The 22215-nt window shown below is 46.8% G+C and carries 16 protein-coding genes and 2 tRNA genes; 11 read left to right on the top strand and 7 right to left on the bottom strand.

The window, feature by feature from the left end; translation table 11 throughout:
• Window positions 1-349: 349 nt before the first annotated feature.
• Window positions 350-1771 (top strand): dihydrolipoyl dehydrogenase, encoded by a 1422-nt coding sequence (gene lpdA, locus EL633_RS12860; protein ID WP_126627562.1) that lies wholly within the window; start codon window positions 350-352, stop codon window positions 1769-1771.
• A 107-nt stretch (window positions 1772-1878) separates the two neighbouring features.
• Here lpdA and EL633_RS12855 read toward each other — a convergent pair whose 3' ends face one another.
• The gene (locus EL633_RS12855; protein ID WP_126627561.1) at window positions 1879-2334 is read right to left on the bottom strand and encodes a hypothetical protein; all 456 of its coding nucleotides are present in this window, start codon (window positions 2332-2334) and stop codon (window positions 1879-1881) included.
• Between the two features lie 480 nt (window positions 2335-2814).
• Between EL633_RS12855 and EL633_RS12850 the strand changes: the two genes are divergently transcribed.
• The 4 genes from EL633_RS12850 (at window position 2815) to EL633_RS12835 (ending at window position 6710) form a co-directional block, all read left to right on the top strand.
• Window positions 2815-2887 (top strand) — tRNA-Ala (locus tag EL633_RS12850).
• A gap of 256 nt (window positions 2888-3143) precedes the next feature.
• Window positions 3144-3219 (top strand) — tRNA-Ala (locus EL633_RS12845).
• A gap of 154 nt (window positions 3220-3373) precedes the next feature.
• Window positions 3374-5842 (top strand): leucine--tRNA ligase, encoded by a 2469-nt coding sequence (gene leuS / locus EL633_RS12840; protein ID WP_126627560.1) that lies wholly within the window; start codon window positions 3374-3376, stop codon window positions 5840-5842.
• A gap of 655 nt (window positions 5843-6497) precedes the next feature.
• A complete protein-coding gene (locus EL633_RS12835) occupies window positions 6498-6710 on the top strand; it encodes a hypothetical protein (protein WP_126627559.1) in 213 nt (70 codons plus the stop codon).
• Between the two features lie 126 nt (window positions 6711-6836).
• Here the strand turns inward: EL633_RS12835 and EL633_RS12830 are convergent, their stop codons facing one another.
• On the bottom strand, window positions 6837-7799 hold the full coding sequence (locus EL633_RS12830; RefSeq protein ID WP_218027479.1) for a phytoene/squalene synthase family protein: 963 nt from the start codon (window positions 7797-7799) through the stop codon (window positions 6837-6839).
• A 401-nt stretch (window positions 7800-8200) separates the two neighbouring features.
• Here EL633_RS12830 and EL633_RS12825 point away from each other — a divergent pair, with 401 nt between their 5' ends.
• Both EL633_RS12825 and EL633_RS12820 read left to right on the top strand, forming a co-directional pair.
• Window positions 8201-9379 (top strand): ArsA family ATPase, encoded by a 1179-nt coding sequence (locus EL633_RS12825; RefSeq protein ID WP_126627557.1) that lies wholly within the window; start codon window positions 8201-8203, stop codon window positions 9377-9379.
• A 38-nt stretch (window positions 9380-9417) separates the two neighbouring features.
• Window positions 9418-9798: a hypothetical protein gene (locus EL633_RS12820; RefSeq protein WP_126627556.1), complete on the top strand. Its 381-nt coding sequence runs from the start codon at window positions 9418-9420 to the stop codon at window positions 9796-9798.
• A 21-nt stretch (window positions 9799-9819) separates the two neighbouring features.
• On the opposite strand, the gene EL633_RS12815 is transcribed toward EL633_RS12820, so the two are convergent.
• Window positions 9820-10770, bottom strand: a complete 951-nt coding sequence (locus EL633_RS12815) for an RpnC/YadD family protein (protein WP_126627555.1) — start codon at window positions 10768-10770, stop codon at window positions 9820-9822.
• 277 nt (window positions 10771-11047) lie between these two features.
• Here EL633_RS12815 and recG point away from each other — a divergent pair, with 277 nt between their 5' ends.
• From recG to EL633_RS12800, 3 genes are all read left to right on the top strand, one after another.
• Window positions 11048-13822: an ATP-dependent DNA helicase RecG gene (recG, locus tag EL633_RS12810; protein WP_126627554.1), complete on the top strand. Its 2775-nt coding sequence runs from the start codon at window positions 11048-11050 to the stop codon at window positions 13820-13822.
• A gap of 107 nt (window positions 13823-13929) precedes the next feature.
• A complete protein-coding gene (locus EL633_RS12805; protein WP_126627553.1) occupies window positions 13930-15138 on the top strand; it encodes an acetate/propionate family kinase in 1209 nt (402 codons plus the stop codon).
• A 275-nt stretch (window positions 15139-15413) separates the two neighbouring features.
• On the top strand, window positions 15414-16322 hold the full coding sequence (locus EL633_RS12800; protein ID WP_126627552.1) for a YtxH domain-containing protein: 909 nt from the start codon (window positions 15414-15416) through the stop codon (window positions 16320-16322).
• A gap of 238 nt (window positions 16323-16560) precedes the next feature.
• Here EL633_RS12800 and EL633_RS12795 read toward each other — a convergent pair whose 3' ends face one another.
• The 4 genes from EL633_RS12795 to EL633_RS12780 all read right to left on the bottom strand — a co-directional run bounded on the left by EL633_RS12795 (window position 16561) and on the right by EL633_RS12780 (window position 20307).
• A complete protein-coding gene (locus tag EL633_RS12795; protein ID WP_126627551.1) occupies window positions 16561-17244 on the bottom strand; it encodes an HAD family hydrolase in 684 nt (227 codons plus the stop codon).
• A 149-nt stretch (window positions 17245-17393) separates the two neighbouring features.
• Window positions 17394-18017 carry an RNA polymerase sigma factor gene (locus EL633_RS12790; RefSeq protein WP_246039125.1) on the bottom strand — a complete coding sequence of 208 codons (624 nt, stop codon included), beginning with the start codon at window positions 18015-18017 and terminating at the stop codon, window positions 17394-17396.
• 367 nt (window positions 18018-18384) lie between these two features.
• Window positions 18385-19332 carry a Rieske (2Fe-2S) protein gene (locus EL633_RS12785; protein WP_126627550.1) on the bottom strand — a complete coding sequence of 316 codons (948 nt, stop codon included), beginning with the start codon at window positions 19330-19332 and terminating at the stop codon, window positions 18385-18387.
• A gap of 15 nt (window positions 19333-19347) precedes the next feature.
• Entirely contained in the window at window positions 19348-20307 is a 960-nt protein-coding gene (locus EL633_RS12780; protein WP_126627549.1) for a methyltransferase domain-containing protein, read from the bottom strand.
• 293 nt (window positions 20308-20600) lie between these two features.
• On the opposite strand from EL633_RS12780, the gene EL633_RS12775 reads away from it, so the two are divergent.
• The gene (locus EL633_RS12775; protein ID WP_126627548.1) at window positions 20601-21974 is read left to right on the top strand and encodes a dihydrolipoyl dehydrogenase family protein; all 1374 of its coding nucleotides are present in this window, start codon (window positions 20601-20603) and stop codon (window positions 21972-21974) included.
• Window positions 21975-22215: the final 241 nt, after the last annotated feature.

The raw sequence follows: 22215 nt of genomic DNA, 5'->3' as shown, positions 1-22215 counted from the left end.
GAACGCATCATCCTGTCAGAAAGAGCTATCCCGGTTCTACCTGCGAAACGAGATGCACGTCTATCACGATCCTGGCATTCAGATGTCTGGTTCCAAAGGCGGTGCCGACACACCATCTATGTCAAATAGAGATGCAAGGGGCTCAACCCTGGCTGGACGCTCTTCCTCCTTCGTGCCGCTCACCGCATCTCATTGGATATGAAAATTAGTCTATTTAGACAAATATACTTTTGTACCCATGTATTGAGAGAAGAATAAGCTATCCATAAGGTCTAATAAACCTGCTTGATGCTTTCAGACTTACTCACATATATAATCAATGGGTTCATAAGAACTGCAGGAGAAATTTATGACGAGTACTCATTATGATGTTGCAATCATTGGTGCTGGCCCTGGTGGCTATGTGGCCGCTATTCGCGCGGCACAGCGAGGTGCCAAAGTTGCGATTGTAGAAAAACAGTATATGGGCGGTACCTGCCTGAATGTTGGCTGTATTCCGTCCAAAGCTATGCTGCATATTGCTGAAACCCTGCACAATCTTTCTTCAATTGAAGAACTAGGCATTACCTTGCCCCAACCACCTGTCTTCAATATGAATAAGGCTGTCGCATTTAAAGATAAAGTCGTCAAACGTATGACCAGTGGTGTCAGTACGTTGATGAAGGGTAATAATGTCGATGTGTTCGATGGACTGGGTAGCGTGGATGCGTCCAGGACCGTAACTGTCACGAAAGACGGTAACACACAACAGTTTAGTGCCGATAAGGTTATCCTTGCTAATGGTTCCGTACCCTTTATTCCTTCTATGCCTGGCGTGGATGGCGATAAAGTGATGAACAGCGATACCTGCTGGAATCTACCAAAGACGCCTGAAAGCTTGATTTGTGTCGGCGGCGGCGTGATTGGTATTGAGCTTGCCTGCATGTTTGAAGCACTGGGAACTAAAGTCACGATCCTGGAAATGCTCCCCAATGTGCTGGCTCCAGTAGATGAAGAGGTCCGTAAGCTACTTGTGCGTATCATGGGCAAGCGTGGCATCAATATTGTCACTAATGCCAAAGTTGAGAGTATCGTCGACGAGAACGGACTGAAAAAAGTTCAGACCACCACAGACAAAGGTGAACAAAGCTTTTCAGCTGAATATGTCCTGATGGCCGTTAGCCGCCGCCCAAATACCAGTGGGTTGGAGCAGTTAATGGAACAGGGACTCGATACTGACCGTGGGCGTGTTCGCGTCAATGACAATCTGGAGACCAATCTACCAGGCATCTATGCTATTGGAGATCTGATCCATGGTGCAGGCCTGGCACACGTAGCTTCGATGGAAGGCGAGATTGCCGCGGATAATGCGACAGGACACCCTGCCATCATGAACTACGACGTGGTACCGAATCCTATCTATACCTTCCCTGAAATCGCCTCCGTCGGCCTGACAGAAGCCGCAGCACGTGAAAAGTATTCTGAGATTCGTGTCGAGCGCTTCCCCTGGAGTGCGATCGGAAAAGCGGTTGCAATTGGCGAGACTGAAGGCTTCACAAAGGTCATCATCGGTAAATATGGTGAATTCCTGGGCGCCCATATCATTGGTCCGGATGCCACCAACCTGATTACAGAATACTCGCTAGCCATGCGTGGTGAATTGACCGTAGATGAGGTTGAAGAAACCATTCATCCACATCCAACGCTCAGTGAAGGATTACGCGAAGCCGTGCTGGCCGCAGAGGGACATCCTATCCATATTCCACCTCGCCAGGCAGCTCGCGCCCGTTAAACACACATGGTAAAAAAGATCATTGTACTATAAAAGAGTCGCTGGTAATCAATCTTTTACCAGCGACTCTTTTATATGTTCAGCATGCAATATAAAGAACGCTACCATCAACTCTCTAGCTCACCGCGCTGCCTTTTTTGCAGCAAGGCTGTCCAGGCCATCCGTTCAGCAATTGACATAGGTAAAGTGAAAGTATATGGTTCGTCATGATCAGCTTCCATGCTCAACTCAAATTCCAGCCTTTTCACATCTATAGTATTAATGCGCTTACCGGCCAGAAATTGATCTGCGGAAACCGAACTTGAGATCTGCCCGGCGTTCTGCCTGGCCAGCATATCATCCATCTCAGTCTCAGAAGAAGCAAAAAACACACGTATATTATCTTTAGGAATATAACTATAAGCGCGCAATAATGTAAAGAGGGCGTGGGGCGATGTCAGTAAAGTTGAACGCCATTTCCAGACCGCTTGCTGAGTTATTGCCTGACTACCATGGGATTGTATATGTTCAATATTTTCTACAGTGGCTTGTTCAACACAAAACGCAACTCGATAATAAATCATTGTAGCTTTACCTCTCACTTATAACCCCACATACCAGATGGGCCACACGAATACAATCAAAAACGGTTGTCTCGGCTTTCAGCTATACAACAATGTCTTTGACTGCTGCCTCCCTGCTCACCATGAATAAAATCTAGTGTCTATATTCACTATACGTCATTATGCACTACTTTTGGGTTAAACATAACCCTTTTGGGGGGTATGACTGTCAGCTTGCTATGAATATTCAAGATAGAACAGGCAAAAAGCATATACACGACAATACTATGATCTTTTCCAGGCTCTATGGCATTGAAGGGGAAAGCGGGGTGCAGGGGCGGCAGCCCATGATGGAGCGCGACGTGTCCTCGCAACCCTCCCCCACCACCTTCCCCCGAAAGACGGAGAGCCCTTTTCTAGCTGGACATTGAAGGAAATGCCGAAAAAAAAACAAAAAAGGGTTTACAATAGCAGACAATTGTGCTAATATCTATCTCACATGGGGATGTAGCTCAGCTGGTAGAGCGCGACAATCGCACTGTCGAGGTCAGGGGTTCGAGCCCCCTCATCTCCACTAATCGTACCATTAATTGACTATCTTGCAAATCGCACGTGCGTATGATATAGTAGATTTCGTCATAAAGAAGGCGATGAGCAGGAGTAGTAGGTCTGCCAAACCAGAGAGCAGCCGGGTGGTGCGAGACTGCAATGAAGACCGAACTCGCCTGTGAGCAATAAGTGTGAAAGAGTATTAGCACTTATCGGCACGCTCCGTTACCGCGTATAATAAAGAGTAGATCTTGGTTGCTGAACCGGTTCACCAGATATATGGGCTTGTAGCGCAGCTGGTAGAGCGCCTCCATGGCATGGAGGAGGTCAGGGGTTCGAGTCCCCTCAGGTCCACCAACGCCACCATTGATCGAAAATCAGGGTGGTACCACGGAAAAGTCTTTCGTCCCTCATGGATGAAAGGCTTTTTTGTCGTTATATCTGGTTTCTCTATTCTTTTCCTGCCAGCAATTTTATCGTTCGGTGTATAAAAATACATGGGGGACCCCTAATGATCACACGTACTAAATTTGATCCCAAGGAAATTGAGAGCAAATGGCAAACAAAATGGGAAGCAGACCATATCTACCATGCTTCCGACGATTCTGCTAAACCCGACTTTTATCACCTGGTGATGTTCCCTTATCCATCCGGTGATCTGCACATGGGCCATTGGTATAATTATTCTCCTTTTGATGCCTATGGCCGCTTTAAGCGTATGCAGGGTTACAATGTCATGCAGCCAATTGGCTTTGATGCCTTTGGCCTGCCAGCGGAAAATGCCGCGATTAAGCGCGGTATTCAAGCTCGCACCTGGACCCTGGCAAATATTGAGAATATGCGTAAACAGTTGCGCGCGATGGGTGCGCAATGGGACTGGCAACGCGAGGTGATTACCTGCCTGCCAGATTATTACAAATGGACCCAGTGGCTGTTCCTGCAATTCTATAACAAAGGACTGGCCTATCGCACAAAAGCGCCCGCCAACTGGTGTCCCGGTTGTAATACTACACTGGCAAATGAACAGGTGCTGGCCGATGGCACCTGCGAGCGCTGTGGAAGCGTAGTAGAGCGCCGGGAGATTGATCAGTGGCTGCTGAAAATCTCTTCTTATGCAGAGCGCTTGCTGGATTTCTCTGAGGTAATAGATTGGCCCGAAAAAACGATTACGATGCAACGCAACTGGATTGGTCGTAGTGAGGGTGCCGAGATCCGCTTTACCGCGAATATTGGAGATAAGCAAGAAGAGATTCCTGTCTTTACGACACGGCCAGACACAATCTATGGTGTCACCTTCTTTGTACTGGCCCCCGAACATCCCTGGGTTGATAAAATTACGACTCCTGAACAGCGCGCCGAGGTCACGGCCTATGTTGATCAGGCTCGCCGTATGACTGAGATCGAGCGCATGAGTAGCGACAAAGATAAGAGCGGAGTTTTCACCGGAGCATATGTGACCAATCCTGTCAGCGGCGAGAAAATTCCAGTCTGGATCGCCGACTATGTGCTGATGAGCTATGGATCTGGAGCCATTATGGGCGTGCCAGCCCATGACCAGCGCGACTTCGAGTTCGCACGTAAATTTGGGATTCCCATTCGTGAAGTCATCTGCGCAGAGGAAGATGAGGCCAGCGATACAGCTACCTGGAGCGAGGCTAAAGAGGCATTGGGCCGAATGGTTAACTCGGGTCCTTTTGATGGTACGCCCGGCGATGAATCTAAGGCACGCGTCATCCAATTTATTAAAGAAAAAGGCATTGGTCAGAGCACCATCAATTATCGACTGAGAGATTGGTTGATTAGTCGCCAGCGTTACTGGGGTTGTCCTATTCCGATTGTATATTGTGCGGACCACGGTACGGTGCCGGTACCAGAAGATCAACTGCCAGTACGACTACCGGAAAACGTCCAATTTAAAGCTACTGGTGAATCACCATTGCGCTATGAGCCTGAATTCCTGAATACTACCTGCCCCATTTGTGGCGGACCCGCTACACGCGAGGCCGATACCATGGATACCTTTATCGACTCTTCATGGTATTATCTGCGCTATGCTGATCCACATAATAGTGAGGAGGCATGGAGCCAGGAAAAAATGCAGAAATGGCTCCCGGTTGATCAATATGTCGGTGGTGTAGAACACGCGATTCTGCACCTGCTATACTCACGCTTCTTTGTCAAAGCCCTGCATGATATGGGGCACCTGAACTTTGACGAGCCATTCCAGCGTCTGTTCCACCAGGGCATGGTCCTGGGTTCCGACGGACAAAAGATGTCGAAGTCCCGTGGTAACGTTGAAGCTCCTGACAGATATGTTGATAAATATGGGGCAGATACGGTCCGCTGCTACATGATGTTTATTGGTCCGTTTGAAGCCGGTGGCTTGTTCCGGGCGGATAATCTGGAAGGTATCTGGCGCTTCTTGAATCGTGTCTGGAGTCTGATCGGCGATACCTGGACGAATAAACCAGATACAGCCGAGACAGCGGAGAGCAAAGCCATCGAGCGGCTACGCCATAAAACGATTAAACGCGTAACTGAGGATCTGAATCACTTCCGCTTTAATACTGCCCTGGCCGCGCTGATGGAGTTTAATAATGCTCTGATCAAACAGCAGCGTGACAACGTCGCCCATAGCAGCGCTTACCGTGCAGCCCTGGAGACACTGCTGCAATTGCTGGCACCATTTGCCCCACATCTCACAGAAGAATTGTGGCATCAAACCGGACATACCAAAAGCATTCACACCTCGGAATGGCCCGTTCATATCGAGGAACTAACCAGAGACGAAGCCTTCACACTGGTCGTCCAGATCAATGGCAAGGTACGTGAACGCATCGAAGTCTCTGCTGACATCAGCGAAGAAGAAGTACGTACACTGGCGCTCAACAATGAACGCGTACAATCCTTTATTGGTCAGGCCAGCATACAAAAGTTCATTTATATTCCTGGCCGTCTGATCAATATTGTTGTTCGCTAACAACTCAGTTCACTCATAACTTAAAGAAGCAGGAATCAGGCCATGAACGTGGCCTGATTCCTGCTTCTTTCTTTGTTTTCCTATCATAGATGGCGATTAGCTACTATACTGCTCCAGAACTTTTATCACTGATTTTGGAAAGCGGTTTCTAATATTTTGGTGCCCCCATTCGCAATCATCTGACGTCTATTTAAATACAAGGTAAAGTATCCTCTAGTTTAACCCGACTAGAACATAGAGGGATGGTGACCGGGCCAGATGTAGTAAAAAATCTCACGTGGCCTGTATGGAACCTTTCCGTAGTGTCAAACGTATATAGGGCAGATAGTTCATCTGTACTGGATCAGCCATAGAGGAGCGGTATAGATGAGCCAAACACCTGCAAATGTGAGCTATTTCACACTGTAATTGTCACGCAATCGATAGCAACTGCGATCTTTTTCCGCTTATACTTTGTGTAGTGAATGTGAGATGGGATAGATTTTTGGAAGGGGGGCTAGTGCCAGCAAAGTGATATTTGAAAAAGGAACACATCCAACGTCTATTGTATTAGGATTACTCCTACTATATAAGACTTTTGGAAAATGAACTAAAAAAAGCGGGAACAATGCTGCGGTGAAGTGCCTATAAAGGGCGTTGGTGGAAGGATACGGACATGAATACGCAACCTCTAGAAATGATAAATCATACTCATAGTGCCGAGACTGAGACAGATAAGCTAGTTAGCAACGGGTTTTCCCAGGACGAAATTATTTCACTATTCTGGCTTCGTCAATGGTATCAGCATGGTGGTAGTGACCGCGTAGAAGTACTGCGCCATCTGGAATTTCTAAAACTACTTGTTGTGAATGGCAAAGTCGAACTTTAATTTCGCCAGTAGCACAAAGTACGCGCATGTTATTCCTATTTACACAATACAACATTTTATTTTCAAAGAAAACCCCCATTCCTGCTCACAAGCAGGAATGGGGGTTTTCTTTAGGCTGAGCGCCGCCTAACGATGAGAAGAGACCGCACTCTGTTGCTGCCTTATACTATGCGATCCCTTCGCATGCAGATCAAATTGCTGCATGAACCAATGCGTTGAAGCCGTCATGAGTTTTGTCTTCAAAGGGACGCTTGCACGCATGGTAAATACATTAAAATTATTACTACAGATACGATCCAGTATCCTACGATACAGGGTTCCACTTAAACGCACAGCCAGACGACAATCAGCATCCAATAATTCGATACCCAGAGTGCCGCGCCGATAATACTCATCAGCGCGTCTTATTTGGAAACGCACCAGATCACAAAAAGCATCATTGATCACACCAGCCATCAGATCAGATTCGCGATAGCCAAAACGCTCCATCTCATCAGCGGGTAAATAAATACGATCTCGACGAGCATCTTCCCCAATATCACGCAAGATATTCGTCAATTGCAAGGCAATACCAAGATCTACCGCATAAGATAAAGCTGTATCATCCTCATAACCAAAGATAGGAGAGGTCAGCAAGCCGACTGTGCCAGCAACGCGATAGCAGTAAAGAGAGAGTTCTTCAAAGTTTTGATAGCGCTGGCGTGTTAGATCCATTTCCACGCCCGCCAGTAAATCCATCGCAGGCTGAAACGGAACCGAATAATGTTCGAGCATATGTTCCCAAGCCCGGAGTATGGGGTCATCACCGGCCGTACCGCGCTCATATAAGCGGGTCAGAGCCTGACGCCAATCCTCAATGGCTGTTGCTGGAGAACTCGATCCTGATAAATGCCCAACCGCTGGCGCGGCACCATCTGCTGCCTCATCAACGATATCATCGACCTTGCGACAGAACGCATAGATAGCCCAGACGGCCTGTCTTTTGTGTGGTGGCAAAAAAACAGAACCCCAGTAAAAGGTCTTTGAAGCTCGTTGCGTCACTTGACGACAGTACTCATAGGCATCTGTCACCCCTTGTCCCTGTCGCATTGCATATCTCCTATCCATTTTCCATTGAACATCGGTACAACTTTTTTATCGAATGATAAATAATCAGCATGATGTTCTTATTACAACAATATCCTTTATGTTGGCGCTTAGATCAACCATACTTTTGGGTTACGCAATAAAAAGCTAATCCTATTGACAGTATAATTTACACAGTCATAACAAAAGTATTCGTCTCGTATCATGGCGCGATCACAATACAGATGTCTGTTCCTTGTAGAAATGGGTAACATATTACTACACCACAACAAGAATACATCATCAAACCTAAGTGGCGCAGTTTACGTACATACTACTGAAAGAATATGCTACGAGAAAGTCGTCGTGACCGCTAAATCGTTGCTACGAGTTTGATCATATAATAAAAAAGAACAAGGAATTCTATGCGCATTATTCTCTATCTCGGCAAAGGTGGCGTTGGTAAAACCACCGTTTCGGCTGCCACAGCTGTCCGGTCCGCGATGCAGGGAAAACGTACCCTGGTCGTGAGTACCGATCTTGCCCATAGCCTTGCTGATTGTTTACAAGCCAATCTCACATCAGAACCAAAAGAACTGACCACGAATCTCTGGGCTCAGGAAGTCAATGTCTTAGATGAAATGCGTCAGGGATGGGGAAAACTCCAGGAATCTATGACGAAGACACTACGTAAACAAGGCATCAATGCGGTTCTAGCAGATGAACTGGCCTTGATTCCTGGCATGGATGAGATTGTGAGCTTGATTAATATCTATCGTAATGCTCGCGATGGAAACTTTGAAGTTGTCATAATTGATGCAGCGCCAACTGGTGAAACGGTTCGCCTGCTGAGTATGCCTGATACTTTTCAGTGGTATGCCAGTAAAATTATAGGATTACAAAACGGCTTTAGCTTCGCCCGTCCTTTGCTTAAGGCAGTACTCCCAACCACCGAAATCATGGAAGCTGTCAATGCTCTCAGTGAGCGTGTGAAGACGTTACGCGAAGTACTCAGCGATCCAGAAATTAGCTCATATCGTCCTGTGGTCAACCCTGAACGGATGGTCATCAAAGAGGCACTGCGGGCCGAGACCTACCTGGCACTCTTTGGCTATCCCATCGACGCGGTGGTCTGCAATCGGGTTATTCAAGCTGGAAATTATCAGGATCCCTTTATGCAAGATCTGTATCAGACCCAGGAAAAACTGCGCCAGCGTATCCATCAGACATTTGCTCCATTGCCAGTATGGGAAGCACCATACCACTCACGAGAGATTCTCGGTATTGAGGCATTGGGAAAACTGGCCGATACCATTTTTGCTGATCAGGATCCAACACAGATCTTTCACCGTGGACCTGTACAGGAGATTATTCAGCAAGGAGATAGTTATATCCTACGCCTACCACTCCCACATGTCGAGATGGATAAAGTAGTGATGAGCAAGAAGGGTGATGAGATGGTCGTTGAGATTGGAAACTTTAAACGCGACATCACGTTGCCGGCAGTCCTGGCTAACCAGGAAGCGACCGTTGCCAAATTCGTTAACAATGCGCTAGAAATCCACTTTGGAGCGCCTTCAGAACAAGCCAATAAATCAGCCTGAGCAGAAAAAGCCTGTTCAAAATAAGGAAATTCGGCAGCATGCAAATCACAACGCTTTTAATCTTATTAACAGGATTCGTTTTTTGCGCTTTATTATGCTGGCTCTACTTACGTAGTAGACAAGGCGACCAGCGCATCATTACTACTGTGAATAGCATGCTGCTACCCATCTTGAGTGCGCTGGTCGTAACAATCAATTTACTCTTTGCCTATCGCAAGACCACACCAACCTGTACAGGTACGCCTGCGATCTTGTTTATAGCTGGCATCGTGCTGGCTATTGCTCTTATCCTCTTTGGCTGCCTGCGCTTCTTCTTCACCCAGCGACGCGACCGCAGAACTATCACGCAACCGCTGCTGTTAGCAACGATGCTTGTCACTATCACCTTCCTCGGTATGCGCCTTGGCAACTGCCTGTAAACAAAGAGACAAGCTTGAGCACTATTCAGGTGACAATGAGTTGAGTATATCCCGTGCTTCAGACTCATGCGTTGCATCCATCAGAACATCGAATAAATCGCGCAGCCGATCAGCATGCAACTCAGCCTGTAACCGCTGCTGACAGAACTCATCCAGATCCGGAAAGCGCTTATGAACACAACGACTTATCGCATCTCGAAACGCTTGCTCAGCACCTTGCTCGATACCTTTTTGCATACCTTGCTCGATACCTTTTTGCATACCTTGCTCGATACCTTTTTGCATGCCTTTTTCGAGACCCTTTTGCATGCCGGTCTCTAGCATTTCTTGATAAGCCCAGGATTCTTCAAGAATATCGTGCATACGAATGAACCTTTCCTTTAACCACTGTTTGTCCGCACTATCTTTAAAAACCAGAGCAGCTAGCGCATAGCCGAGAGGATACAAATCCTGTCTGCCAGTTGACTGCAAATCAGCAATCATTTCTTCAACAATTTCGCGTTGCGCGCCATCTTTTGTCAGAGGAAGCAATGGGAGCATACCTTCTACGCCTAATTGGCGCAACTTATCTGAAGACATTTCCCATAATTTTAGATTACGAAATTGGAAGTAATGGACAAGTTCACCATTCGGTAAACGCTGCTCGTAGGGAGGCTCAACTACATTTTTTTCTTCGATCAGATATAAAACAACGGAATAAACAGGTAACGCGGCCAGACATCCCGTTAAGACATTATATTCCCAGACGCGTCTGGCCATATTTTTATCCGCTTTACGTTGAAATTCAACGTGTAAAACGATATCTTCATTATTCCAGCGCACATTGTATAAAAGATCGGCATCTATTGTGCGCGTTCGTAGCTCTTTGTCTCGCTCACCTGTAAATTGGGCACCCGCCAACATTAAAGAGACAAAGGATTGAGGATCTGCTTTTACCAATAATTTTAGAATATCATCCCAGATTTTTGTCATATGCCCCCTCTTCTTCAACCGCCCTCTTTCTGTAATTTAACATCTCTTATTGGCTATGTACAGTTACAATATATTCATTTTTATACATGGATTTCGAATTTTTCAGGGGATGTATGCATATATTAATGCTAGTAGATAGTGCTAAAGAATAAATGATTTTAGCAAATATCTCTAGTACTTGACACCCGTTCCAATTACCTTCTATTATGGACGCTGAATATGAAACGTATGGACGCTGGAAATATGTATACCACAAGACAGAATAACAAAATTATCTATGTCAAACCATAACACAGTAACACTGACAACGTATGTAGAGCGCGCGCGCAAAGTCCTACAACATGAGCAGCGCACAAATCATCAGGATCAGGCCATCAAACCGGGTGGTGTCGAGGCATTTACGGCTCGCTGGTATGCGGATGCCAGTGCCCTCTGCCAGGCCACCGGACAGGATACTGGTCCTTTTCATCGTTTTGCAGAACATCTCCATGGGTATCACGAGCAAGATCCTATCCAGCGAGCAGCCAGTCTGCGGGCGGCCCTGGCAATTCTCAGTGAGATGGAGCCTGCTAAAACTGGTAACGCAGCGAACACACTGGCTTCACCAGAAAAAGAATATAAGCCAGCAAAAAAACGGCCAGTCCCTACGCCTGAGCAGCAAACAGCCCAGAGAGCCTCAGGGCAACGCCAGGTCTCTGCTGCTACTGAGAGCAATACACCTAAAACAGCACTCAGGAGCATGGCAACAAAAAATGGTGCTAAACCAGGGGCGGCTACGTCTGCATCGAAAGAGGCAAGAACAACTGCAACAAGCGTTAATATACAGGATATGCCTAATCCTATTCAGTTAGAAGCCGGTATGTCGCAAGGCCATACCTCATTGACATTACTGAGCGCAGACATCACAGCAATTCCTGGTGTGGGCTCAAAGGGAGCCACACAGCTCCATACACTGGGCATACGCACAGTACGCGATCTGCTCTTCTATTTTCCGCGTGAGCACCGTGACTATAGTCAGTTAGAAAAAATTGCCAATGTGCCATTTGGTGAATTAACCACGACAATGGGACTAATCTGGGACGTTGAAATAAAGCGCACGGGTAATGGACGTACGCGTACCATCGCTACTATCTCCGATGAAAGCGGAAAGCTCTACGTCTCCTGGTTTAATCAGCCATATTTGCAAAAACAGTTGCAGGCCGCAAAGGGAGCCTATCTGGTTGTCACAGGCATCAAACAACGCTTTGGCAATAAAGTCGAATTTTCAGTGCGGAGCCATGAGTTACCTGAACAAGGTGACCTGCTCAACACTGGTCGTATGGTACCTATCTATCCTTTAACAGAAGGCTTAAAAGCCAAGAAATTACGCCGCTTCACCAAATATGTGGTTGATCGTTATGCCAGGATGATACCGGATCATCTTCCAATGTCAATCCGTGAGGATGCGCGCTTAATGATGCTTTCACGCGCCATTGAGCAGATTCATTATCCGGATAATGAAGAGATGCGCGTGCTCGCTCATCGCAGACTGGCTTTTGATGAGCTATTTGTGCTTCAGCTCGGTATGCAAGAACGACGAGCGCGCTGGCAGCATGAAGCAAAAGATGGGAGCGCCTTCACGCGTTACGACCATCGCATTTTTATCGAGCCAGATCAGAATTCTGCCAACACATCGAAGTCATCCAGAAAAGTCGCTCAACCCGAGACTCCATTACTGGGCTCAACTCTCTGGTCAGTAATTGCCACCGATAAACCTTTTGAGGAAACCTTGCCATTTACTTTTACGCCGGCCCAGCGCCGGGTAATAACGGAGATTTTTCAAGATCTAGGCAAGCGTAAGCCGATGTGTCGCCTGTTACAAGGAGATGTAGGTGCCGGTAAAACGGCGGTAGCGGCTTCAGCTTTGCTGCTAGCCGCTCTGAATGGCTATCAAGGGGCAATCATGGCTCCAACCGAATTACTCGCCGAACAGCATGCCCGCAGTATTAGCGCTATGTTAGAGCCATTTGGAATTCAGACCGTACTGCTGACGGGTAGCCAGCGCCAGCGTGAACGTAATATGGCCCGTCAGGCATTGGAAGCAGGACAGGCCGCGATTGCTATTGGCACTCACGCCTTAATTCAAGATGATGTGAAGTTTCATAGCCTGGGACTGGTGATTGTGGATGAACAACATCGCTTTGGTGTAGAACAGCGAGATGCCTTACGGCAAAAAGGGCTACATCCCCATATGCTAGTTATGACGGCAACACCGATTCCAAGAACACTGGCCCTGACACTCTACGGTGATTTAGATGTCTCATCCATCGACCAGTTGCCACCTGGACGCCAGAAAATTATTACACGCTGGCGTACCGGCACCCGGCGTAATGAAGCCTACGCCCAGATCGCGCAACAGGTCTCAGAAGGGCGTCAGGCGTTTATTATTTGCCCTTTGATTGAAGAGTCAGAGACTTTATCAGCGAAGGCAGCCACCAGCGAGTATGAACGCTTACAGCGCGAAGTTTTTCCGGAATTACGTGTGGGTCTTTTGCATGGAGCAATGAAACCAGCAGATAAAGATCAGATCATGCATCGCTTCCGTGACCATGAACTGGACATTCTGGTGGCAACTTCGGTGATTGAGGTTGGTATCGATATTCCTAACGCAACCGTGATGGTAATTGAGGATGCTGACCGCTTCGGACTTTCGCAACTCCATCAGTTCCGTGGTCGCGTTGGACGTGGCAAGCATCAATCCTACTGCTATGTATTGAGTGCCGAGGCCAGTCTGCAAGCCCAGGAACGACTGGGCGTCTTTCAAGATGTCGATGATGGCTTTAAACTCTCTGAAGAGGATCTGCGCCTGCGCGGACCGGGTGACTTTGTTGGCGTACGTCAGAGCGGTATGCCTGAACTACGAATAGCTGACTTCGGAGATACGGTCCTTATCGAGCAGACCCGCGCACAGGCAGAACAACTCTGGAGTGAAGATCCATATCTACGCAAATCAGAACATGCGCCATTACGGGAACGCATGTATCTATTCTGGCAAAATTTTATGGCTCATTAAGCTGCAACCTGATAAACTGGTAATGTCACAGTCGCCAGTACGAAGCACGTGTTATAAATGACCTGGATGTCGTTGTTTAGCTTCCGAATGGAAGAGGATATAATACAATGAAAATACTGGTTTTTAATGCGGGATCAAGTAGTCATAAAAGCAGCTTATACGAAGTAATGGATCAACTTCATGATACTCCCCCTGATCCACTATGGGAAGCTGAAGCTGATTGGACCAAACAGCAAGGCCAGACAGATCTGGAAATAAGGGCAAATGGAAAGACCATCAGTCAGCAACTCTCGACCGACGAGCGAGAAGAGATTATTCATCACATGCTCGAAACGCTCTGGTCGGGGCAAACGAAAGTTATCAAAGATCTTTCAGAAGTGGATGTAGTGGGTCACCGTGTTGTGCATGGAGGAACAGAATTCGTCAATGCGGTCCGTGTGGACCAGCATGTGAAAGATGCGATTCAAAAATTAAGTATATTTGCTCCCCTGCATAATCCAGCTGACCTTAAAGGTATTGAAACAGTCGAAAAACTCAAAAAAGATATTCCGCAAGTTGCGGTATTTGATACCTCGTTTCATAGTCAGATGCCCCTGGAAGCAAAAGTATATCCTGGACCGTATGCGTGGTATGAACAAAGTATCCAGCGCTATGGTTTTCATGGTACCAGTTATCGTTATGCATCACGCAGAAGCGCACACATTCTGCATAAGGATCCGAAATCCTTGAAAATGGTCATCTGCCACCTTGGCAATGGTTGCTCGGTAGCGGCCATTCAAAATGGACAGAGCATCGATACCAGCATGGGCTTTACACCCCTGGAAGGATTAATGATGGGCACTCGCTCAGGCTCAATTGATCCAAGTATCTTGCTTTATTTGGAGCGTGAAAAAGGCTATGACGCGGATAAACTGGACCAGGCGTTGAATAAAGAATCTGGCTTCAAAGGTGTCTCTGGCCTCTCAAGCGATGTGCGCGCAATTCATAAAGGGATTGAGGATGGAAATGAACGCGCAAAGCTTGCTCTGGATATCTTTATCCATCGGCTACGCTCCACCATTGGTGGTATGATCGCGACCCTGGGGGGTATCGATGTACTCACCTTTACCGGAGGTATCGGCGAACACGATGAGATTGTACGCGCCAGAACATGTGAGGCATTCAGCTTTCTTCATCTCAAATTAGATCAGCAAAAAAATGCTACTTCCCGGGCGGACCAACAAATTTCTACATCCGACTCCACTGTACATGTCCTGATCGTCAAGGCCCAGGAAGACTGGGAGATTGCACGTCAATGCTGGCAATTAATGCAATAAATCATGACTGGCTTTTGTGTATGGTACATGTATCTTATTGCTGTGACACATGTACCATACACAAAAGATGCGATTTTCCACAGGCGCAAACTACCCGAAACAGGTCGCACAAACAACACATCTAATACTATTTTTAAGACCATCTATTCTTCGAAGAGTACTTGTATACTAAATGAAACTACATACGTAGCTGAAGCGTGCTTATAGTGCACAGGTAAACCACAAACATAAATAATTTTTTTGATAAACAATTTTGGCAAGCAAAAGGAGGGCGTATGACCAGATTAATAGATCGCCTGACATCAAATCAACCAAAAACAAAATATGAGCAGGCGCAAGAGAGATATGAGCAGGCACAGGATGCTTCAAAGGCATCATATGCAAACCTCAAAGATGCTGCCCAAACAGCATACGAGGCCACGAAAGATGTAGCGCAGTCGGCGATTTCCAATACCAAAGATGCAGCACAATCAACCTATGATGTGACGAAAGATGCTGCCCAATCAACCTATGGCAACGTCAAAACAGGCGTCTCCAAAACACAGGGTGCACTACTTGCTGGTGCTGGCGCGGCCAGTATTCTGCTACAGCAGAATCAAAAGCAAAATAAAAAGAACCTGAAGAAGGCTCAGAAAAACTTCAGCCTCTTCCAATCTAAAGCTCAAGACCAGATCAATACCAGCCGTGGAAAAGCTCTGGATACTTTTTCTACTGGTACTTCACTGGCACAGGATGCTCTTTCGAGCGGCAAAGATGCTTTTTCGAGCGGCACCTCACGGGCGCAAGATGCTCTTTCTACTGGTGCAGCGCTGGCACAGGATGTCTTTGAAAAGAACAGCAAAAAAGCTCAGAAGAACCTGAAAAAAGCCCAGAAGAACCTGTCACAATTCCAGGATAGTGTATCTCCAAGTCTGGATGCCGCACAGGAAGCCTTACAGACGAGTTCTAAGAAGGCCAACAAACAATTACAAAAGGCCGCTTCGAGCGCCAAAGATTTCACTGGATCTGTTCAGGATCAGTATGAACACTATCAGCGCAAGCGCCAGCGGGGAAAAACCCTGTTCCGTCTTGGCCTGGTAGCTGGCGTGGTCGCAGCATTGCTCTATACTCCAATTGCTGGATCAGAGGCTCGTGCGCGATTGATGGAGCAGGTCAATAAATACCGCACCTACTTCGGCATCTAGTAACCTTCCCTGAGAGTTCAGGCGCTACTAGATACAAATGAAAAGAGGATGGGAATGATTAGTTCCCATCCTCTTTTCATTTGTATCTAGTAGCGCCATATGCAAGTTTTATCCCTCACACCTCGCGCCTACGGCTCTCGCTTGTTTTGAGGAGGAAAATGCCGAGGCGATCGCAACCGCCTCGGCATTTTCCTCCTCAAAACAAGCGAGTATGTGGAAAACTTGCACATGGCGCTAGCTAGATACCCCGGCTCAAGGGTGATTCAGCATAATGGTTCAGCAAGTCTTCTGGTCCGTCATAGATAGCCAGGGCTCCTTTTAAATCTCGATCACTCCAACCACCACTACGAAACGCAATCGTGGCAAGGGAGGCCTTAGAAGCGGCTTCAATATCATAGGCGGTGTCCCCGATCATAATCAGTTGGTCAGGGTCTAAGCCAATAAGGTCAATGGTGGCATGTATAATATCAGGATCTGGTTTGGATTGACTGGCCTCTTTTGACGTGGCTTTTTGCTCAAAGAGCTGGTCAATATTGGGTTCAATCAGTTGCAACATCTCATGCAATTCATCTGGCTCAGCTGAGGTAGCAATAGCTAATTTTAAGCCTTGATCGTGCATGTGATGGAGTAATTTCGCTGTACCTGGAAAAGCTTTGACCGTCGAAAAATATTTTTCTTTGAAAATTTTTTTCCGACTCTCGGTAATTTTTTTGCCCTCGGGACTATCTTTTGAGATGTTTAGCACTTCAGGCAGTACTTTATCACCACCCATACCAATCAAAGGAGCAACCTTTTCAAAAGGTACATCATAACCATGTTCTTTCATAGCCTCTACCCAGGACTGGGCATGCGCTTTGTTACTATCTACTAAGGTTCCATCCACATCCAGGATAACGCCTTTTACAGGCCGATGGCTGGTCATATATCTTCCCTCTACTTTTCAAATTTGTATAGTGAAGAAGATAAACAGTAGCAGCTGGATCCCTTGCTCACCATACAAATGCAGTTTTGTGTTACTTTACATTGCCTATTCATACTACTCTTATGAAGGCAAAAAAGTTCTAAGCGACACTAGGCATAGATAGTCTGGGATTGCGCCAACAAAATTTTACGCAACAATACCTTGGCACGATGGAAATACGTCTTGGCCGTCGCCTCAGGCATACACAGCACTTTACCAATTTCAGAGAAACTTAATTGCGAGGCATAACGTAAAATGACTACCGAACGGAACTTTGGTGGCAGAGATTCAATCGCCTGACGTAAATGCATTTGCAGGTCACGACGTTCCATCAATTCTTCAGGCAAAGGTCCAGGATCGGGAATATCACTTAAAATCGAAAATTCACCATCACGGTTTTCTACTTCTAGTTGAGAAAACCGGATCGCATAGCGATGCCGTCGCCGTAGCTCATCAACACAACAATTACGCGCAACTTGAAATAACCATGACTTAAATGGCTCACCTGTTCCTAATTTTGGTAGCGAGGTATAAAAGCGTAGGAAGACCTGCTGGAGTACATCACAAGCCAGGTCATAGTCACCCAGAAAGCGACAAATAAAGTTAAAGAGGGGAGTATGGTACCTGCGTACCAGGAGTTCAAAGGCGTGTTCGTCTCCGTCGAGAATCATCTGGGCCAGCACGGCATCAGAGAACTCTTGAGGGGAGGTTTTTATAAATTCTGGAGTTTGCACGGGTAACCTCTTCGTTTCTGAATGTATTCATGATCTAGCCGATTATTCTTTTTACAGATACTAGCATATACTCTTCAAACGATAATTACAATGGCATTTTGCTTAAATAAATCTCTATAATTCTACTTTAAATCATAAATCAAGCTCAATTGCTAAAGCATTGTTTTATGTTATGCTTGAAATTCCCATGTACTGTATTTATCGTCAATTGTTTTATTTTTCAGTAAATAAAATTGGGCCATGGTGTCATGACCCAATGAAATGTCCCGTCTGCGGCGGGAGGGGAGGAGAGAATGAGGGACACTCCCAACCCTGGCAGGCGGGCCTCACCGGCCCTCCTGCACCTCCCAGCATCATCATAAAAATCTCAGGCATGTTCGAGGCGGCGTAGCTCGATTTTTCCGTCGCGCTCACGTACGGCGAAGGTTGGTTGAGAATAGACGGCCGGACTATTGACGACAGCTCCGTCACACATGCGGAAACCGGAGTTGTGCCAGGGGCAATAGACGACGCCATCTTCATAGCTGCCTTCATCTAATGGTCCACCCAGATGTGAGCAGGTGGCGGCGATTGCATGAATAGTTGAGCCTTCTTTGAGAAGTACCGCTGGCATACCTGCGGCATCTACACGCGTTAGTTTGCCTGGCTCCAGATCGCTGGCCTCCATGACTGCCACATATTCATCAGGCCCGGCCTCAGGAATGACACGGTTGACGCCAATCGCATCTGAATACGCCAGTTCACCACCGATATAGGAAGAATAAATGGTCAGTCCATAGGCCGCACTGGAAAGTGCGATGGCGGTCTTACGTTGTCCGGTGAAGCGCAATACCGCAGAGGAAGCATTAAGAACAGTAACACTGCCATTGAGGAGCGCATGCAACATACCAGTTCGCTGCTCCTGACCATCGGTATCCACCCAGTTAGCCAGACCGGTTGCGGCCGATCCCGTTGCACCCGCCAGGCCAAGCCACATCATCATATCCGCGCTTCGAGCCATGGCATCATCATCTTCATTAGCCAGCCAGACCAGATCAAAAACCATCGTAGAGGTCCAGGCACCAATGGGAATCGTCACCAGTATGGGGTGAACAGGATGTCCAAGCCAGATTCCCGCTAGCATATCTTTGATGCGATAGCTAGCATCTTTTGGGCTACCAAATAATCCATTCACCCATCCCTGCAAAGGTGAAGATAGTTTATCCAACCAGGGCATATTTGCGATCAGTTTGGCGCTATAATGGCGCAAGAGAGGAGAACGTGGTGGTGTGTCCATCCAACTTGTTGCCTTTTCATTTGTGGTTTCTGCAACCATATATATGATCCTTTCTTATACCGCAAGCCAAAAGTAGTCTCGTGGTGGGTTCATTCCAATTACCGAAAAAGGAATTTCTGGTTTTTGTACTTTTTGTAAGTAATCCACTACAGCAGGATTATGCCCATAAAAGAGGTGCGCAATGCGTAGCGCACATTCAAAAGAGCGAAAATAAATATACATTTCACCCTGCACAGGCATTGATACATAATGAAAGCCATGCTGCTCAAACCAATCCAGGTCTTCGGTGCGCGGCCAGATGATAATAATCTTGCCACCGGGCTTTGTTACCCTGCGTAACTCTGCCAGTCCTGGCTCCCCTCCCTGATCATCCAACGCAGTGAAAGCAGAACAACTGATTACTGTATCTATAGACTGATCAGGCACAGGTAAATGGGTAAAGCGACCCGATTGGGGCTGGATGCGCTTGCCCTTATCATCCACACGAACTTTTTGGCGTAAAAGATGCAGCAAACCTGGTGAGGGTTCAACCGCGTAAACCTTCTCAGCCCCAAAACGCACACATTCAAATGATGCACGCCCACTGCCTGCGCCAGCATCCAATACTACTTTTCCAGCCAGATCAGGCTGGATAGCTTGAAAGATGCCTTCATGCAGACGTTCACCTTCGGTCAATTCCTCATATAGATCTGGAGTTTTCCAATAAACAAGCTCCCAGAATAGATGATCGAGAAGCTCTTTCCGGGCCTGTTCGGCCTCCTGGGTGGGCAATGGATGTCGTAATTCATCTTGCAACAGTTGTTGCTGCTCAGGAGAGAGGCTTTTAGTAATATGGGATATAAGCGTAGACGAAGCACCATGCAAACCATGTGCAAGCAGTGTTCTAGAAAGCTGGGAATCACCGCAAGCAAGCATATGATGCAAAGTATCCTGATCAAACACTAATAAATCTTCAATGGAAAATGGATTTTCAAACAACACATCAGACTGAGCAGGTACATCACTACTCGCCATGTATCTTCCCTTCTTCTAGCTATCATAGGCATTTTGCTTAACACACACCGACATTCCCTCCTCCCATTATCGACTGCAAAGATGTTATCCTCAGAAGAATCGATAAATCACAGTACTATTTTTCGTACGCGCCTTTAAAGCAAATAGTTTCTAGCATAATGAATACTATAGGACAATTTTTTCATGATCAAAGCCTGTATGTGCGAAAATGGGTTATATGCCTGGTCCACCAGCGAGAGGACTGGCACGTATCACAAGTACTGTTGATTTGTAGCAAGGAGCATTGAACATATATGACAGTGACTACATATGATCTACTGGTCGTTGGAGGTGGGGCAGCCGGCAGTACTGCTGCATCTACGGCAAGTGAGATGCACAAGCATGTCGCATTGATTGAGGAGGACAAATTAGGGGGCACCTGTCTAAATTATGGTTGTGATCCAACCAAAACACTCCTGCACATCGCCACAATCCTACATCAATCTCGCCATGCGCAACACTATGGTTTAGAGATTCCTCCACCAGCGATAAACTGGGAGCAGGTTCAGACCTATGTTCAGGAGATCATAACGCGTATTCGGGGTGGCTCAGTAACGGAAGCTATTGGCAATCTCAAACAACAGGGTATCGATGTTTTCCATCACAACGCCACCTTCATCTCTCCTAACACCTTGAAGGTGGGAGACCAGACACTCCAAGCCGATAAAATCATTATTGCATCTGGAACACAAACTTCATGTCCTTCCGTGAGCGGCTTGAAAGAACTGGGATATATCACCAATAAAGAGGCGGTCGTACTCAAACAATTGCCAGCAAAATTGGCGATTATAGGTGGTGGCCCACTTGGCATTGAGTTTGCTCAATTATTGCAACGCTTTGGTGTTGAGGTTGTCGTGTTAGAGCATGGAGAACAGATACTCAAAAAAGAAGAGCCAGAAATGATAGCACTGCTCCGCAAGATTTTGAGTGATGAAGGCATTCAGATCGAGACCGGTGTTGAGCTACAACGGGCAGAGAGAGCAGACAACGGTAAGAAACGCTTAGTCTATCAACAGGCACAACAATCCAGGCAACTTGAAGTAGATGAAATCTTAATTGCCAGCGGACGTATACCGCAGTTGGATACCCTCAATCCGGCCGCTGCTAATCTACACATTACAGAAAAAGGCATTACGGTAGATGCCACGCTGCGCACGAATAATCCCCATATCTGGGCGGCTGGCGACATCACTGGCGGTCCTAGATTCACCCATGTCGCCAGTGATCAAGGCAGGCTGGCCGCGCAAAACGCCTTTGCGGCAATTCCCAAACCATTCACCGATCAACCTATTCCATGGGTCACATACACCGATCCCCCACTGGCACATGCAGGCCAAACCGAACAACAGCTACAGCAGGCAGGAACCAACTATAAAGTTGCCCGCCTGACATTCAAGGAAAATGAACGGGCCATTACTAATGGCAGAACACGAGGGTTGATAAAGTTACTGGTCGGCATGGATGATACAATCTTAGGAGGTCATATCCTTGGTGATCGAGCCGATGATCTGATCGCCCAGATAATCCTGGCAATGCGTACCGGCATCACGGCCCAATTTCTAGCCGATACTATCTTGCCATATCCCACATTAAGTGAGGTGATACGCTGGACCGCAGACCGTTTTTGATGTGTTGGTACAGTAAGAGCATATCTAATAATTCCATTCGAGCACAGTGGAAAAATCGCAGAGGGATTGGAAGCGAAAGAACAATAAACTATGGTGCTTTAAGAGGTGCACATAGTAGCTTTTTCATAGAATGGGTAAGATGACACTAACTCGTCCGTTGGTGCGTGTATTAAATAAGGTTATGTCGAGGGGGGATGGGTAAACATCGCTATAGTAGAGAGAGCCACCACAGACACTTCAT

The organism is Dictyobacter alpinus, from assembly GCF_003967575.1.
GTDB classification, from domain to species: Bacteria; Chloroflexota; Ktedonobacteria; order Ktedonobacterales; family Ktedonobacteraceae; genus Dictyobacter; species Dictyobacter alpinus.
The sequence above is the reverse complement of the archived record's forward strand: the minus strand, read 5'-3'. Positions and strand labels throughout refer to the sequence as shown.

Excerpts from the sequence above, each read along its gene's own strand:
- EL633_RS12800 (WP_126627552.1), top strand. The coding sequence starts at position 15,414 with ATGACCAGATTAATAGATCGCCTGACATCAAATCAACCAAAAACAAAA.
- EL633_RS12825 (WP_126627557.1), top strand. The coding sequence starts at position 8,201 with ATGCGCATTATTCTCTATCTCGGCAAAGGTGGCGTTGGTAAAACCACC.
- leuS (WP_126627560.1), top strand. The coding sequence starts at position 3,374 with ATGATCACACGTACTAAATTTGATCCCAAGGAAATTGAGAGCAAATGG.
- recG (WP_126627554.1), top strand. The coding sequence starts at position 11,048 with ATGTCAAACCATAACACAGTAACACTGACAACGTATGTAGAGCGCGCG.
- EL633_RS12835 (WP_126627559.1), top strand. The coding sequence starts at position 6,498 with ATGAATACGCAACCTCTAGAAATGATAAATCATACTCATAGTGCCGAG.
- EL633_RS12795 (WP_126627551.1), bottom strand. The coding sequence starts at position 17,244 with ATGACCAGCCATCGGCCTGTAAAAGGCGTTATCCTGGATGTGGATGGA.
- EL633_RS12815 (WP_126627555.1), bottom strand. The coding sequence starts at position 10,770 with ATGACAAAAATCTGGGATGATATTCTAAAATTATTGGTAAAAGCAGAT.
- EL633_RS12855 (WP_126627561.1), bottom strand. The coding sequence starts at position 2,334 with ATGATTTATTATCGAGTTGCGTTTTGTGTTGAACAAGCCACTGTAGAA.
- lpdA (WP_126627562.1), top strand. The coding sequence starts at position 350 with ATGACGAGTACTCATTATGATGTTGCAATCATTGGTGCTGGCCCTGGT.
- EL633_RS12805 (WP_126627553.1), top strand. The coding sequence starts at position 13,930 with ATGAAAATACTGGTTTTTAATGCGGGATCAAGTAGTCATAAAAGCAGC.
- EL633_RS12785 (WP_126627550.1), bottom strand. The coding sequence starts at position 19,332 with ATGGTTGCAGAAACCACAAATGAAAAGGCAACAAGTTGGATGGACACA.
- EL633_RS12775 (WP_126627548.1), top strand. The coding sequence starts at position 20,601 with ATGACAGTGACTACATATGATCTACTGGTCGTTGGAGGTGGGGCAGCC.
- EL633_RS12780 (WP_126627549.1), bottom strand. The coding sequence starts at position 20,307 with ATGGCGAGTAGTGATGTACCTGCTCAGTCTGATGTGTTGTTTGAAAAT.
- EL633_RS12820 (WP_126627556.1), top strand. The coding sequence starts at position 9,418 with ATGCAAATCACAACGCTTTTAATCTTATTAACAGGATTCGTTTTTTGC.
- EL633_RS12830 (WP_218027479.1), bottom strand. The coding sequence starts at position 7,799 with ATGCGACAGGGACAAGGGGTGACAGATGCCTATGAGTACTGTCGTCAA.